10 protein-coding genes are annotated in these 15,498 nt (G+C 68.3%); 5 read left to right on the top strand and 5 right to left on the bottom strand.

All coding sequences use genetic code 11. From position 1 onward, the window contains the following. Window positions 1–224 precede the first annotated feature (224 nt). The 3 genes from O7553_RS01590 (at window position 225) to O7553_RS01580 (ending at window position 7,733) form a co-directional block, all read left to right on the top strand. Complete coding sequence (locus tag O7553_RS01590) at window positions 225–6,026, top strand: ThuA domain-containing protein (RefSeq protein WP_348651185.1); 5,802 nt, start codon at window positions 225–227, stop codon at window positions 6,024–6,026. Between the two features lie 94 nt (window positions 6,027–6,120). After that, on the top strand, window positions 6,121–6,654 hold the full coding sequence (locus O7553_RS01585; RefSeq protein ID WP_281553131.1) for a hypothetical protein: 534 nt from the start codon (window positions 6,121–6,123) through the stop codon (window positions 6,652–6,654). A gap of 200 nt (window positions 6,655–6,854) precedes the next feature. Further along, window positions 6,855–7,733 (top strand): sulfotransferase domain-containing protein, encoded by an 879-nt coding sequence (locus O7553_RS01580; RefSeq protein ID WP_281553130.1) that lies wholly within the window; start codon window positions 6,855–6,857, stop codon window positions 7,731–7,733. A 178-nt stretch (window positions 7,734–7,911) separates the two neighbouring features. Here O7553_RS01580 and O7553_RS01575 read toward each other — a convergent pair whose 3' ends face one another. From O7553_RS01575 to O7553_RS01555, 5 genes are all read right to left on the bottom strand, one after another. Further along, complete coding sequence (locus O7553_RS01575; protein WP_281553129.1) at window positions 7,912–8,664, bottom strand: hypothetical protein; 753 nt, start codon at window positions 8,662–8,664, stop codon at window positions 7,912–7,914. 129 nt (window positions 8,665–8,793) lie between these two features. Beyond that, complete coding sequence (locus O7553_RS01570; protein WP_281550504.1) at window positions 8,794–10,290, bottom strand: IS66 family transposase; 1,497 nt, start codon at window positions 10,288–10,290, stop codon at window positions 8,794–8,796. Window positions 10,291–10,362: 72 nt separating this feature from the next. After that, a complete protein-coding gene (locus O7553_RS01565; RefSeq protein WP_281553128.1) occupies window positions 10,363–10,530 on the bottom strand; it encodes a hypothetical protein in 168 nt (55 codons plus the stop codon). Between the two features lie 215 nt (window positions 10,531–10,745). After that, window positions 10,746–11,630, bottom strand: coding sequence for an ABC transporter permease (locus tag O7553_RS01560; protein ID WP_281553127.1), 885 nt, complete (start codon window positions 11,628–11,630; stop codon window positions 10,746–10,748). Continuing rightward, the gene (locus O7553_RS01555; RefSeq protein ID WP_281553126.1) at window positions 11,608–12,459 is read right to left on the bottom strand and encodes an ABC transporter ATP-binding protein; all 852 of its coding nucleotides are present in this window, start codon (window positions 12,457–12,459) and stop codon (window positions 11,608–11,610) included. Before O7553_RS01555 ends, O7553_RS01560 begins: the two co-directional genes overlap by 23 nt. A 721-nt stretch (window positions 12,460–13,180) precedes the next feature. Here O7553_RS01555 and O7553_RS01550 point away from each other — a divergent pair. Then, the gene (locus O7553_RS01550) at window positions 13,181–14,086 is read left to right on the top strand and encodes a LysR family transcriptional regulator (protein WP_281553125.1); all 906 of its coding nucleotides are present in this window, start codon (window positions 13,181–13,183) and stop codon (window positions 14,084–14,086) included. 236 nt (window positions 14,087–14,322) lie between these two features. Beyond that, a complete protein-coding gene (locus O7553_RS01545) occupies window positions 14,323–15,456 on the top strand; it encodes a glycerate kinase (protein WP_281553124.1) in 1,134 nt (377 codons plus the stop codon). Window positions 15,457–15,498 lie beyond the last annotated feature (42 nt).

Raw genomic sequence — 15,498 nt, 5'->3', positions numbered from 1 at the left:
GCCCTTGCCGGAAACAAAGCCGGCAGTCCCTAATTTTGTCCAACGGCTTAACAAAACCTCGGTGACCGCGTCGTGGCAGCGCGTTCACCGGGCCAGACGGGACGACCCTCGGCGGGTCGGCCCACCCGACAGTGTGTTCACCAGGACTAGGAGACCACGTGTCCCGAACCCGCCGACGCCACCTTCGACGTGGCCCGCTAACCGCTGCGATACTTTCGCTCTCCATGTTGTCTACTGCCCTGCTCGGCGCCCCTGCCGCGCAGGCCGCACCGGGCAACCCGGGCAACCCGGTCGATCCGGGCCCCGCCGTGCAGGCCAGCCCGGGCGATTTCGAGGCGGCCGCCGACGAGCCGTACTCCGTGCTCGTCTTCTCCAAGACCGCCGGCTTCCGGCACGGCTCCATCCCGGCTGGCATCGCCGCGATCGAGCAGCTCGGTGCCGACAACGGCTTCACCGTCGACACCACCGAGGACGGCGCCGAATTCACCGACGCCAACCTGGCCAACTACCGGGCGGTCATCTGGCTGTCCACCACCGGCGACGTCCTCGACACCGCCCAGCAGGCCGCCTTCGAGCGCTACATCCAGGCCGGTGGCGGGTACGTCGGGATCCACGCCGCCTCCGACACCGAGTACAGCTGGCCCTGGTACGGCGAACTGGTCGGCGCCTACTTCTCCGGCCACCCGGCCAACCAGAACGCCGTAGTCAAGGTCGAGGACCCGGCCCACCCGTCCACCGACGGACTGCCCGCCGAATGGACCCGCTACGACGAGTGGTACAACTTCCAGACCAACCCGCGCGGCGACGTGCACGTACTGGCCAGCCTGGACGAGACCAGCTACACCCCAGGTGCCGGCGCGATGGGTGCCGACCACCCGATCGCCTGGTGCAGCGACTACGACGGCGGCCGGGCCTGGTACACCGGCGGCGGCCACACCAACGAGTCGTTCGCCGAGCCGGAGTTCCTCGACCACCTGCTCGGCGGCATCCAGTCCGCCGCCGGGGTCGTCGACTCCGACTGCGGCGCCTCGCTGACCGAGAGCTTCGAGAAGATCACCCTGGACAACAACACCAGCAACCCGATGGAGCTGGACATCGCCCCGGACGGACGGGTCTTCTACATCGAGCGTGACGGCCGGGTACAGATCGTCAAGCCGGACACCGGCAACACGGTCACCGCGATCGACCTCGACGTGTTCACCGGCAACGAGGACGGCCTGATCGGCATCCGGCTCGACCCGGACTTCGCCGACAACGGCTGGGTGTACCTCTACTACGCCCCCAACGACGGCGTGGCCCGCAACCTGCTGTCCCGGTTCACCGTGGTCGGCGACAGCATCGACCCGGCCAGCGAGGAGGCCGTACTGCAGGTCGACACCCAGCGCAACACCTGCTGCCACGCCGGCGGCACCATGACCTTCGACAGCCAGGGCAACCTCTACCTGGCGACCGGGGACAACACCAACCCGTTCGAGTCGAGCGCCTACACCCCGATCGACGAGCGGGCCGGGCGGCAGGACTACGACGCGCAGCGTACCTCCGGTAACACCAACGACCTGCGCGGCAAGGTGATCCGGATCCACCCGGAGGACGACGGGACGTACACCATCCCGGAGGGCAACCTGTTCGCACCGGGCACCGCGCAGACCCGCCCGGAGATCTACGCGATGGGCTTCCGCAACCCGTTCCGGATCGGCGTGGACCTGGCCACCGACACGCTCTACGTGGCGGACTACGGCCCGGACGCCAACTCGGACAACCCCAACCGGGGCCCCCGGGGCCTGGTCGAGTGGAACATCGTCGACACCCCCGGCAACTACGGCTGGCCGTACTGCACCGGGACGAACGAGGCGTACAACGACTACCAGTTCCCGTCCGGCCCCAGCGGCGCGAAGTTCGACTGCTCGGCGCCGGTGAACGACTCCCCCAACAACACCGGACTTACCGAGTTGCCACCGGCGATCCCCGCCACCGTGGACTACGGCTACAGCGGTGACCCGCGCTACCCCGAAATCGGTGGCGGCGGTGCGCCGATGGGCGGGCCGGTCTACCGCTACGACACCGAGCTGGCCTCGGACCGCAAGTGGCCGGCGTACTACGACGGCAAGGCGCTGCTGGGCGAGTGGAACCAGTCGAAGATGTACACCATGCAGGTGTCCGCTGACGGCACCGAGCTGGTGGACATCAACCAGTTGCTGACCGGGATGAGCTTCGTCCGCCCGATGGACTTCGAGTTCGGCCCCGACGGCGCCCTGTACCTGATCGAGTGGGGCAGCGGCTTCGGCGGCAACAACGACGACTCGGGGGTCTACCGGATCGACTACGTCGCCGGTAGCCGGGCACCGATCGCGCAGGCCAGCGCCACCCCGACCTCCGGCCAGGCACCGTTGACCGTGGAGTTCTCCAGCGCGGGCTCGCGCGACCCGGACGGCGGCACGCTGGCCTACGCCTGGGCCTTCGGCGACGGCGGGACCTCCACCGAGGCCAACCCGACCCACACCTACACCGAGGCCGGCAACTACACCGCGCAGCTGACCGTGACCAACCCCAACGAGCGTACGGCGGTTGCCAACGTACCGGTGACGGTCGGTAACACCGCACCGACGGTGACCATCGACTTCCCGCCGGCCGGCGGCTTCTTCGACTGGGGCGACCAGGTTGAGTACACGATCACCGTGACCGACCCGGAGGACGGCGAAATCGACTGTGACCGGGTGGAGCTGCAGGTGCTGCTCGGCCACGACGAGCACGCCCACCCGTTGGAGCAGCACACTGGCTGCTCCGGCACGGTGCAGACCCAGCTCGCCGCCGGCCACGGCGCCGAGGCGAACGTCTTCGGCGTGTTCGAGGCCACCTACACCGACGACGGCGGGGTCGGCGGTGCCGCGCCACTGACCGGCCGGGCGATCGAACTGCTGCAGCCCAAGCGCAAGCAGGCCGAGTACTTCAGCTCGACCGGACGGGTGGACGGCGCCACCGGCGGCGGCGACCCGGGCGTCCGGACCGAAACCACCGGCGACCCGGCCGGTGGCGGCGAGAACATCGGCTTCATCGAGGACGGCGACTGGTGGTCGGTCGACCCGGCCAACCTGACCAACGTCGACTCGATCGGGTTCCGGGTCGCATCGGCGACGGCCGGCGGCCGGATCGAGGTCCGCGCCGACGCCGTCGACGGTCCGGTGGTCGCCTCCGCTGACGTCGCGGGTACCGGCGGCTGGCAGACCTGGACCGACGTGACCGCGCCGGTCACCGGCGGCGCCGACGCGGCGGTGCTGTACTTCGTCGCCCGGGACCCGGGCGGTGGCGCGAACTCGCTGTTCAACGTCAACTGGATGGACTTCCTCGGCCGAGGCGTCACCGAGAACGCGCCGCCGCAGGTCAGCGTCACCGCGACGCCGACGTCCGGCACCGCGCCGCTCACCGTGGCGTTCGACGGCACGGCCACCGATGCCGAGGGCGACACCCCGTTGACGTACGCCTGGGACTTCGGTGACGGCGGCACCGCCGACACCCTGGACGCCAGCCACACGTACACCGCACCGGGCACCTTCGTCGCCACCCTGGTGGTGACCGACGCCCGGGGCGCGACGGCATCGGCGTACGTGTCGGTGCGGGTCGAGGCACCGAACACGTCCTGCTTCGGAGCACGGTCGGACGACTTCCTCGGCGACGGGCTGGACCGCGACCGGTGGACGGTGGTCCGGGAGAGCCAGGTGTACTCGGTGGCCGACGGCACGCTCCTGCTGCCGACCGGCGTCGGTGACCTGTACGGCGGCCGCAACGACGCCACCAACCTGGTCCTGCAGCCCGCGCCGGACGGCGCCTGGCAGGCCACCACCAAGGTGACGTTGCCGGTTACCGCCAATTACCAGCAGGCTGGTCTGCTGGTCTACGGCGACGACGACAACTACGCCAAGCTGGACCTGCTGTACAGCGGCAGCCGCCGGGTGGAGTTCATCCGGGAGACCGGCGGCACCCCGCGCAACGAGGGTGCCGACGCCACCGACGCGCCCGCAGGTGACACCATCTACCTGCGGGTGACCAGCGACGGGACGAACCTGACGGCGGCCATGTCGGCCGACGGACAGACCTTCGCCCCGGTCGGCCGGTCGGCGGCACTGACTGGCATCGGGAACCCGCAGATCGGCGTGTTCGCGCTCAACGGTGGGACCGAGGCTCCGGTGGTCGACGCCGCCTTCGACTGGTTCCAGGTGACGCCGGATGAGCCGGCCGGTCCGGTCGAGCCGTCCGACGAGTTCGACGGGAGCGCGCTGGACGCGTGCCGCTGGGACGCCATCGTCCGGGAGGACGCGGCGGCCTACCGGGTCGCCGACGGGTCGCTGCACATCGACGTGTCGAACGGTGACATCTACGGTGCGGGCAACTCCGGGCCGACGAACTTCATCCTGCAGACCGCGCCGGACGGCGACTGGACCGTGCAGACGAAGGTCGACGGCAGCCTGCTGGACGAGCAGTACCAGCAGGCCGGGCTGCTGGTGTACGCCGATGACGACAACTATCTCAAGTTGGACTTCATCGCCGACAACACCGTCGGCAGCCCGGTCAGTCGGCGCATCGAGTACCGCAGCGAGATCGGTGCGGCGGTGCAGAACCCGCAGCCGCAGGTCAGCGAGCTGACCTCGGCGGTGTGGCACCTGCGGCTGGCCCGCGTCGGTGACACCTACACCGCCGCGTACTCGGCCGACGGCACCGACTGGACGCAGTTCGAGTCGCTCACCAACGCGGCTGTCGGGGCCAACCCGAAGGTCGGGCTGTTCAGCCTCGGCGCCAACCAGACGGAGTCGAAGACCGTGTCGTTCGACTACTTCCGGTTGACCACGGAGGTTTCGGAGGAGGACACCACGGCGCCGGTGACCGAGGCCGAGGTCAGCGGGACCGGCGAGCCGGCTGGACCGGTCGAGGGCTGGTACCCCGGACCGGTCGCGGTCACCCTGACCGCCACCGACGAAGACGGTGGCAGCGGGGTGGCGGGTACCGAGTACTCGCTCGACGACGAGACCGGGTGGACGGCGTACACCGAGCCGGTAGCGGTGAGTGGGGACGGCAGCCACGATCTGCGGTTCCGGTCCACCGACGCCGCCGGCAACGTGGAGCAGACCCGGTCCGTCACCTTCCAGATCGACGCCACGGCGCCGGTCAGCTCGGCGGAGTTCGCCCCGGCGAACGACAACGGCTGGCACGACGGCACCATCCCGGTGGTGCTCTCCTCGACCGACGACGGTTCCGGGGTCGAGCTGCTGGAGTGGTCGCTCGACGGCGGTGACTGGACGCCGTACGACGAGCCGGTCGAGGTGACCGGCGACGGTGACCACGAGCTGCTCTACCGGGCCACCGACCTCGCCGGCAACGTCGAGGCGCTGAAGTCGGCCGTGGTGAAGATCGACGGCAGCAAGCCGACCCTGCTGATCTCCGGGCTGGCCGACGGCCAGCTGTACGGCGACAGCCAGGACGTACGGGTGTCGTGGCAGGCGGTCGACCCGACCTCCGGCATCGACACCGTCGTCGGCACGCTGGACGGGCAGCCGTACGCGAACGACACCCTCCAGGTGATGTACGACCTGCCGCTCGGCCTGCACGAGCTAACCGTGACCGCGACCGACAAGGCGGGCAACGACACCACCTCGACGGTTCGGTTCTTCGTCACCACCTCGTTCCGGGACATGCAGAACCTGATTGACAGGTTCAAGTCGACCGGACGGTTGTCCAAGAAGGCGGACCGCAAGCTGTCCAACAAGCTGGACGCGGTCCGGCTGTCGGAGGCGGCCGGCAAGGACAAGCGGGCGATCCAGCAGCTGACCGCGTTCAAGGCCCTCGCCGCCGACCCGGATCTGGTCACCGACGCCGACGTGCGGGACACCCTGATCCGTGACGCCGACGCCATGATCGAACGGCTCGGTGGCACGGCGAGCGCGGCCGGGGTGAAGGCGAACGGCGGAAAGCCGGTCACCGGTGCCGGTCGGCTGGCGGAGGACCCCACCCGGATCGACCCCGACCAGCAACTCTGATCCGCGGTGGCCCCGCCCGGTCCTCGGTGCCGGGCGGGGCCACCGTCCTATCGACAGGTCACCGACCCGTCGACGAGACAGGAAGGAAGACACCATGCGTCGTACGCGTGGATCGGCCGCCGTTCTGTTCGGCCTGTTGCTGGCGGTGCTGCCGGCGGCCGGTCCCGCGCAGGCGCACAACGGCAAACTCGATCTGGAGGTGGCCGGCGACGGTGCCACCGGGGTGACCGTGCAGGCCTTCCATGACGATGGGCACCGGCTCGACCTTCCGGTCCGGCTGGTGCTGACCGCCACCGCTGACGGGGGGCGGTCGGTCGGCCCGTTGCAGCTCGAACCGGCCGGTGAAGGGCAGGGATTCTATGCCAGTGGCCCGGTGCTCAGCCCGGGTGACTGGCAGGTGACGGTGAGCGCTCCGGCGCCGTACGACAGCACGGCGACGGTCGATGTACAGGCGGTGGAGGGTCAGGCGCCGCCGGTCGCCGATCTGGCCGCCGCAGCGGCCGAGGACGAATCTGGCGGTACGGCCGGAGCCGGTTGGTGGCGTTGGGCATGGCCGATCGGCCTCGCCGCGCTGGCGTTGGCCGCCTTGGCGGTGGCCGCGCGCCGGCCACGGTCCAGACAGCCCTGATCACGACGGGGCCAGGGCACGGACAGCGACGGGGCCAGCCGAGGTCGGCTGGCCCCGTCGCTGTCTGGTCAGGTGCCGGGTTCTTAGATCAACTCTGGACAAAGCTACACTGTGGAGTCTACGGTCTGATTTGGACGACTCGACCAATTCAGACTGGAGGGCCGGTGCGCCAACCCACGGTTCGGTACCACAATGCGATCATGGACAGCGCCCGTTGGGGGGGATTTCCCTTCCGCGACGGCGACATCGTGATCTCGACACCCGCTAAATGCGGCACGACATGGACCCAGACGATCTGCGCTCTGCTGATCTTCCAGACGCCGGAGCTACCCCGCCCGCTGGACGACATCACCCTCTGGCCCGACATGAAGACGCGCAGCCAGGCCGACGTGTTCGCGTTCTACGAGGCGCAGCAGCACCGACGCATCATCAAGACCCACACCCCGTTCGACGGCCTGCCGATCCACGACGGGGTCACCTACATCGCGGTCGGCCGAGACCCGCGCGACGTCGCTTTGTCCTGGGACGCACACTTCCAGAACACCGACTACGACGTGGTCCTGAAGCTACGCGACGCGGCGGTCGGCAACGACGATCTGACCGGCGAGCTCACCGACGACGCGCCACCGCAGCTGGAATCCGAGTACGACCGGTTCTGGGCCTGGATGGAACACCCCGACGTGCAGATCGGCCTGCCGTCGATGCTGCACCACATGTCAGGTTTCTGGGCGGAGCGTGACCGGTCAAACGTCCTGCTCCTGCACTACGACGAGCTGAAGTCCGACCTTGAGGGCCAGATGCGGGCGATCGCCGAACAGCTCGACATCGAGGTGCCCGAACAGCGCTGGCCGGAGCTGGTGCAGGCGGCCACCTTCGATTCCATGCGCAACCGCGCCAAGGAATTCGCCCCCGTCCTGGCGATGTGGCGGGACCCGAAGCAGTTCTTCAACCGGGGCGCCACCGGCCAGTGGCGTGACCTGCTCGACGACGGCGACCTGCGGCGCTACGAGGAGCAGGTCGCCAAACTCGCCGTACCCGAGCTGGCCGACTGGCTGCACCGCGGCCCGATCACCGTCTGATCGGGTGCGCGGTCGAGTTGGTCGGGCGCGCGGCCCGATCACCGGACAGGCCGAGCTGATTCCGCAGCCGGATCAGGCCGGGTCAGTCGTATCGGTCCTCTGGGTGGCCAGTGCGTCAGACGAGCCGTCGGCGGTCGCCGACGGCTCGTCTGACCCGTATGGCGGGTGGGTTGTGGCGTCAGCTGCCGGCGCTCTCGTGGACGGTGGGGAAGGTGAGGTCCTTCCAGCTGTCCGGTGTCTCCGAGATCATTCCGATCTCTTCCATGAAACCGGCGATGTCCTGAAGACCGTGCGGCTCGGTGGTGTAGGTGATCGCCGGGTTGGTGAGGTACTTCTCGAAGCTCTCAGGTGTGGTCTTGCCACCGGAGTTCGCCGAGAGCTCAGCCGCCGCCGCCGCCGGGTCGTCCGCGAGCGCGGCGATCTGCTCTTCCAGGATCGAGTAGAGCCGGGTCGAGAACTCGGTGTTCTGCTCGTAGTACTCGTTCATCATGAATACACCGTTGAACATGATCGGCCCGAAGAGGTCGCTGCTCTTCAGCACGACACGCATGCCCTGATCCTGCTCGTCGAACTGGAACGGCGGTGAGGTCAGGTGCGCGGCGATCTGTCCGCTCACCAGGTTCTGCAAGCCATCCGGATGGGACATGGGCACGATGTTCGTGTCGAGCGCTTCGGCGTCGCCGAGCTGGTCCTGGGCTCCCTTTCGAAGGACCAACGCCTGAATCGACGTCAGCGAGGGCATCGCGATCTTGTCGGAGGACGTGAAATCACTGAGCGACGTGAGCCGTTCGTCCTTGGCCATCAGCCAAAGTTCCGCGTCGTTGAGCGAGGCCAGGTACCGCCAGTCGACCCCCTTGTCCCGGGCCAGAATCATCTGTGCCGCGCTTCCGGCGCCGACCTGGATGTCGCCTGAAATCATGCCGTCCTGCACTGCCGCGCTCGACGATAGCTCCGTCCGCAAACATTCAGGTGGTGCGCGCTGGGATTCCGCGTGGTGGCATAGCGTGATGGCCGGTTGGTTGGTGGCCGCCGGCTGATGTTGACCTGGGTGGGGTGGGGGTCAGGTGGGTGCGGGTAGGTTCGGCATCCAGGGTCGTCCGAGGATGGCGTCGCGCAGGACGGCCATTTTGTCGAGGCCGTTCTTCGCCGCGCTGGAGACGTAGCCGAGGATCTTGTACCGATCCTTGGTGCGTTGCTCGCTGGTGAGCCGCCCGGAGATCTTCTGCTGGATCTTCGCCGGTCGCAGGTCCCGTTCGGCCTGGTTCGACGTCGGCGGCACCAACAGGTCGTCAACGAAGCGCAGCACGTCGGCACGTCGGTCCCGGAAGACTTCCAACAGCAGGCGGGCTTTACGCTCACCCGGCCGGTTGCCGATGGTGCTGGTGTCGGACAGTCCGACCAGCACGCCGTGGTGCAGCCGGTACAGCAACTCGGCCTTCACTGTGGGGTCGATGCCCGGCCGGTTCTGCTCACGGGCCGTGTTCGTCTCGTGGATCAGCGCGCGCAGCGCGTCGGAGATCTGCTTCGGCCAGACCGCGTCGGGGTACACCTCGGCCGCACCGTCAAGATCACGTAACAGGTGAGCGCAACACAGTTGGTGGACCAGCGTGCCCAACTCGGCCGAGTCGTAGTTCCGGTACCGGTCGTGCACGACCACCGAGCCGGTCAGGTCCTTGACCACGAACGCCGTGAACGTGGCCAGGTCCCGGTCACCGACCTGGTAGTGAGTCCACAACTCGGTACACGCCACGAGCAGGTACTTCTCGGCCTTCTTCCGGCCCGGCCTCGGTTTCTTTGGCCCGACCCGCAGCGGCGTCTCGTCACAGCACACCGCGTACGCCAGGGTGATCAACATGCGGATCCGTTTGTCGACCTCGCTGGTCAGCGCCGCGACCCGGGTCAGCACGCCGTGCACGAACCCCGGCGACGGTGTCGCACCGGTCAGCGACCGAAGCATCTGTACACACCGCTGCACCGGGATGAAATGCACGACCATCAGATAGACCGCCCACGCCTGCAGGTTCGGGCCGTACCCCACCGGACCGGCCCCCGCGCCTTCCGGCCGGGCCGCGGTGTGCAGCTTCCCGCACCCACACCGCACCGCATGCTGGTCGTACTGGGTCAGCGTCGCGGTCATCAACGGAACCTCGACCTGCTGATACCGGTCCACCACACCCAGATCCCGCGCGTCCACCAACTCCGCGCCGCACCCGCAACTACCCTCGGGGAACCGGTCCCGCCGCTGATCAGGAGCATCCGACCAGGCCAGGTTCGACCCCGGCGCACCCCGCTGCCTACCCCGCGTACCCGCCGGGGTGTCCCGCTTCTTCCTCGCCGCAGGTGGCGTACGCCCCGGATCATCATCCTTCGACGGCGGAGACGACGAGTTCGACGAGTTCCGCGACAACAGATGCTCGACCCGCGCCAGCCGCACCGCGAGCGCCTCGTACGCCGCCGTCAACTCCGCGATCTGCGCGTCCTGCTCAGCAATCCGAGCGTCCTGCGTCCGTGCCAGCGAGATCAACTCTTCACGAGACAGATCCTCCGACACCGACACGCCAAGATCAAACCACAACGGACAGAACGGCGTCGAGCCGGTCGAACCCCGTCACTCAACCCGCGCTGACCGTCACTCTTCGCGCACCACCTGAATGTTTACCTCCGTCCACTCGAAGGTCGTGTTGGGAAACTCCTTCTCCAGGGTGCCGTTCTGCTTGAGTAGAATGAGCGGAGCGTATGACAGGCCCGGCTGGTACGCAATCGTCACCTTGGCCGGCATACCGTCGCTGGCCTGCACGTCGGCCTCGTTGGAGCCGCATGCGGCCGAGGTCGACAAAAGTGCGGCCAGAGCGGTCGCGGCAACATATCGGGATCGCCGAGCGGCTCGAGAACTAGCTGAAATCATAGGGTGATCCCCACCTTGTCTGCTGATATCGGACGGAGGGTCGGGCGGACGGTGCGTTCCACCTACGGTGGTGGCGGGAACCGGATTCCGACAGGTCGGCGGTCCGGCTATGTCTTCATTCCCCATCGAACGACAGTGCGCCGCTCGATCAGGATGAAGACCATGTCGATCAGTAGACCGATGACCGCGATCGTCACCAGGCCGGCGAAGACGTCGGGGATGTCAAGGTAGTAGCGGCTGTTGTTGATGAAGTAGCCGAGGCCACCCCCACCTCCTGCGACGCCGAACACGAGTTCGGAGGCGACGATGGTGCGCCAGCCGAAGGCCCAGGCAGTCTTGACTCCCGAGATCGTGTGTGGCAGGGCGGCCGGGAAGAGCACCTCGGAGATCATGCGCCAGCGCTTGAGCCCGATGTTGCGGCCGACCGCTATAATCGTCCGGTTCGCCGTCCGGAAGCCGGTGTTGACATTGATTGCAATCGGCCAGATCACCGCGTTGGCGACCACGAACACCAGAGCCGTCTCACTGAGCCCGAACCACAGGATCGCCAGCGGCAGCACGGCGATCGACGGCAGTGGGTTCAGCATCGAGGAGAAGACGACGAGTACGTCCTCACCGAAGCGCGTCCACACCGCGAGTGTGGTCAGCACGACGGCGATGAGGCTGCCGAACAGCATGCCGAGCAACAGGACCCGCATGGTGGTGCCGGTCGATCGCAGCAGTTCACCGTTCTGGAAACCCGCGACCAGGGCCCGACCCACGTCTGCGGGTGAGGAGAACAGCAGGGGGTTGACGCCCGATATCGTGACGTAGAGCTGCCACCCGGTCAGCAGCAGGACGACGACGAGAACCCGGCGCAGCCACACCGGCATCGCCCCCCACCGCCAGTCCCTGACACTGCGCGGCGGGGCGGCGTCGGCCGACGGCGGGGCCGGGACGTCCCCCTCGGTACGGGTGATGGTCGATTGTTCAGTCGGTGAACTCAGCGACATCCTCGTCAGCCCCCTTCCCGTCCCGGTGCAGCAGGCTGCCCAGATGTGTCCGTACGCTGCGGTACTCCTCTGAACCCACCACCTTGGCTTCGTCGGTGATCTGGACGGTCTCACGGACCACCGAAGGCGGGTCGGTCAGAACGACGACCCGGTCACCGAGGACAATTGCCTCCTCGATGCTGTGGGTGACGAACAGGATGGTGACCCCGGTTCGTTTCGCGATGGCGTTGAGCTCGGCCTGCAGGCGGGCCCGGGTGAGCGCGTCCAGAGCCCCGAACGGCTCGTCCATCAGCAGCATGACCGGCTCCAGCGCGAAGGCGCGCGCGATCGCCACCCGCTGCTTCATCCCGCCCGAGAGCTGGTGGGGGTGGCGGTCGAGGGCTCGACTCAGCCCCATCATCTCGAGGTAGCGGCGCGCCTGCTGGTCCGCGTCGGACCTCTTACGACCGTTGCGACGCAACGGGTATGCGACGTTGTCGAGTACGTCACGCCAGGGGAACAGCTGGTCGAACTCCTGGAAGACGACCGCCCGGTCCGGCCCGGGGGCGAGTGTGCGTCGACCGGCCACGGTGATCGTGCCGTCAGCGAGTTCGAGGAACCCCGCGATGGTCTTGAGAAGGGTCGACTTTCCGCATCCGGACGGGCCGATCAACATGATCGTCTCGCCAGCGGTGACGTCGAAGCTCACGTCTGCCACAGCTCGGGCGAACGTGCCGTTGACCCAGTAGCCGATCGAGGCGTGGGACACGCTGAGCAGCGTGTCGGGCCGTTCGTCGGGCTGCGGGACGGCTCGTTCCGGGTCGGCGCGCAGCGGGGACGGATGGACCATACAGGACTCCCTTGGACTCGTCGGCTAGGCGACTGGCTCTGGTTGGTGGCCGTGGTGGTGGGAACGGTCGGGACCGTTCGTCGGCGCGCTGACACGCCAGTCGGGGGTCGGCGGCGATCCAGTTCTCGGACGGGCGCGGACGCACCGCCCTGTTTCTCCTGGTCGGCCGGTGGTGGGGATCTAGGCACGTGGTTCCTCCAGAGCTGACTGTGTCCTGCAGCACAACAGTTAACTCGGCCGACATAGTGACGTCCAAGACGCTGCATCGATCTCATTCATAGGCACGACCTATCGAGGAGCCCTCAGCGATCGCGCGCGCGAAACTGCGGATCAAACGCCCAAAGCGTCTATAGCAGACAGAAGCGCAGGTGGGCCGCAGCCATTGACGGAACGGCAGTTTCGGCGCGGCCACCTGCCGGTTCCCGCCGAAACCGTACGGCTCGTGGCGGCGCGGACGTGGCTGCGGCGTTCGATCGGCCGTCGCCCGCTACCCTCGGTCGACACTTCCCACTCGTAGCCAGCGCCTATCTAACGAATCCCGAACGGGGTCTGGACCTATCGGCCGCCACCTGGTTGCATATCGCCAGGTCAGGCCGATCTGATCATGAGAATCAGCGAAGGGTGCGCGCGCATGACAGATCGCAGCCGGAGAAGGGCGGCACCGACCGGGAGGCACCCTCAGCTGCCCCAGACCCGTACCGGCAGCCGGTGCTGACGCGCGATGGACGCCCGCCAGCTCCGATACTTCCTCGCAGTCGTCGACGCTGAAGGCTTCGGCAAGGCAGCCGAGAAGCTCTACATCGCGCAACCGTCACTGTCACAGGCCATCGCCGGACTGGAGCGCGAGCTGGGCGTCGCGCTGTTCCACCGGGTCGGACGCGGCGTGGTGCTCAGTGACGCCGGCAAGCAGCTGATCGGTCCGGCCCGGCAGGTCATCCGCGACCTGGCGACCGCACAGGCCACCATCGACGCCATCAAGGGGGTGGCCCGAGGCCGGGTTGAGGTCACCTCGATGCCGTCCGCCGGCATCGAGCCCCTGGCACCGATCATGCAGCGGTTCGCCGCCGCTCATCCCGACGTCACTGTCAGCGTCAACGCCGCCTTCGTACCGGACGAGGTGATCGACGCGGTGCGTACCGGTGCCGTCGAGATCGGCCTGCTCGGCGCGCCCGACATCGTCCGGGTCGCCGAGCTCGACGTCGTGCCCCTGGAGAACCAGCCACTGATGCTGTTCACCGCTCCCGGTGGCCCTTTCCATGGCCGCGACCACGTCACCGCCGACGATTTCGACGGACACCGGCTCATCGCCTCCCAGCCCGGTTCCCTCATGCGACAGCTCGTCGATCACATCCTGGCGCAGGGAAGTCAGGCCCGGCTCGTCGCCGAGGTCGCCCACCGGACGTCCATCCTTCCCCTCGTCCTCGCCGGGGTGGCCGATGCGATCCTGCCCGCCGCGTGGAAGGATCTCGCGATCAGGGCCGGGGCGGACGTGCTGCCGATCCGCCCCACGGCGTACCTGCGGATCGTCCTGGTCAGTCGCCGCACCCAGCTGACGCCCGCCGCACGGGCATTCATCGACATCGCCCGGAGGTACCGCGACGAGCGGCTCGACCAGCCGGCGGCCTGACCGACCAGGCCGCCGTGTGCGGCCCGTCGACGCCCGCACCGACGCGCTGAACAGCGCGGTGCCCGACCCGGCCGCCATGCCCGCACGCCAGGTGACGGATCATCCAGCCGATCTCATAGGCCGCACCTATGAGAGGGGTAGATCGTGCGTGTTGGACGCCGCACCCGGGCCCGCCCAAGGTTGGTGAGGCTTCCGGTCCACCCGGCAGCCCTGTCCACCAGCAGCGGGAGGCCGACATGCCCACCACCAGGACGACGTGTCTCGTGGCACCGGACAAGTTCAAGGGGTCACTCGACGCGACGAACGTCGCTCTGGCGCTGCGTGCCGGGCTACGGGCCGTCCGACCCGGCGTCCAGGTCGACTGCCGCCCGATGGCCGATGGCGGCGACGGCACCGTCGCGCTCCTGTCAGATGTCGGCTTCGACCTGGTTCCGGTGGAGGTCGACGGACCGACCGGCCAGACCGTACAAACGAGTTACGCGGTCCGCGGCGAGGTGGCGGTCGTCGAGCTCGCCGACGCGTGCGGGCTCAGCCAGCTACCCGACGGCGTTCCCGCCCCCTTGGACGCCTCGTCGTACGGACTCGGGCAGGTCATCGTCGCAGCGGTCCGCAGCGGCTGCCGTCACCTCGTCATCGGCCTGGGTGGCAGCGCCAGCACCGATGGTGGAGCCGGCCTGCTGCAGGCGCTGGGCGCCCGGGTGCTCGACCGCGATCAGCAGAACATTCCGCGCGGCGGTCGCCGGCTCGCCGAGGTAGCCTCCGTCGACCTGAATCCCGTGCACGACCTGTTGCGTGGCGTCTCGGTGACGGTGGCCGCCGACGTTGACAATCCCCTGCTTGGTAGCCGAGGCGCGGCCGCCACGTACGGACCGCAGAAGGGTGCCGACCCCGCGCAGGTCAACCTGCTTGAGCAGGCTCTGAGCCGGTTCGCCACAGCAGTCGGACAGGCAGCCGGTGCGGGGCTGGCCGCAGCGCCCGGGGCTGGGGCCGCCGGCGGCGTCGGATTCGCCGCCCTGGCACTCGGTGCGACCATTCGCCGGGGTATCGAGGTCTTCCTGGACCTGACCGACTTCGCCACGGCCCTGACCAGCGCCCGTCTGGTGGTCACCGGAGAGGGGCGCCTCGATCAGCAGAGCCTGGCCGGAAAGACTCCGGTGGGGGTTGCGGCAGCGGCGCACGCCGCAGGTGTGCCGGTCGTCGCGGTGGCCGGCCAGTCGACGCTCGATGCGGCCGACCTCGCTGCCGCCGGCTTTGCCGGTGCCTACCCGCTCACCAGTATCGACCCCGACCTCGACCGATGCCAGTCGAATGCCGCTGAGCTGCTCACCGATATCGGACGACGGATAGCCCTGGACCATCTCACCGGTTGACGTTGAAGCCGGTGCCGGCTCGACGCACGTCGCGACGACCCA

The sequence above is a fragment of the Solwaraspora sp. WMMA2059 genome (assembly GCF_027497315.1).
Classification (GTDB): Bacteria; Actinomycetota; Actinomycetes; order Mycobacteriales; family Micromonosporaceae; genus Micromonospora_E.
The sequence above is the reverse complement of the archived record's forward strand: the minus strand, read 5'-3'. Positions and strand labels throughout refer to the sequence as shown.

What these genes read in the sequence shown, in the direction of transcription:
- O7553_RS01585 (WP_281553131.1), top strand. Translation starts at nt 6,121, where the DNA reads ATGCGTCGTACGCGTGGATCGGCCGCCGTTCTGTTCGGCCTGTTGCTG.
- O7553_RS01550 (WP_281553125.1), top strand. Translation starts at nt 13,181, where the DNA reads ATGGACGCCCGCCAGCTCCGATACTTCCTCGCAGTCGTCGACGCTGAA.
- O7553_RS01545 (WP_281553124.1), top strand. Translation starts at nt 14,323, where the DNA reads ATGCCCACCACCAGGACGACGTGTCTCGTGGCACCGGACAAGTTCAAG.
- O7553_RS01590 (WP_348651185.1), top strand. Translation starts at nt 225, where the DNA reads ATGTTGTCTACTGCCCTGCTCGGCGCCCCTGCCGCGCAGGCCGCACCG.
- O7553_RS01580 (WP_281553130.1), top strand. Translation starts at nt 6,855, where the DNA reads ATGGACAGCGCCCGTTGGGGGGGATTTCCCTTCCGCGACGGCGACATC.
- O7553_RS01560 (WP_281553127.1), bottom strand. Translation starts at nt 11,630, where the DNA reads ATGTCGCTGAGTTCACCGACTGAACAATCGACCATCACCCGTACCGAG.
- O7553_RS01555 (WP_281553126.1), bottom strand. Translation starts at nt 12,459, where the DNA reads ATGGTCCATCCGTCCCCGCTGCGCGCCGACCCGGAACGAGCCGTCCCG.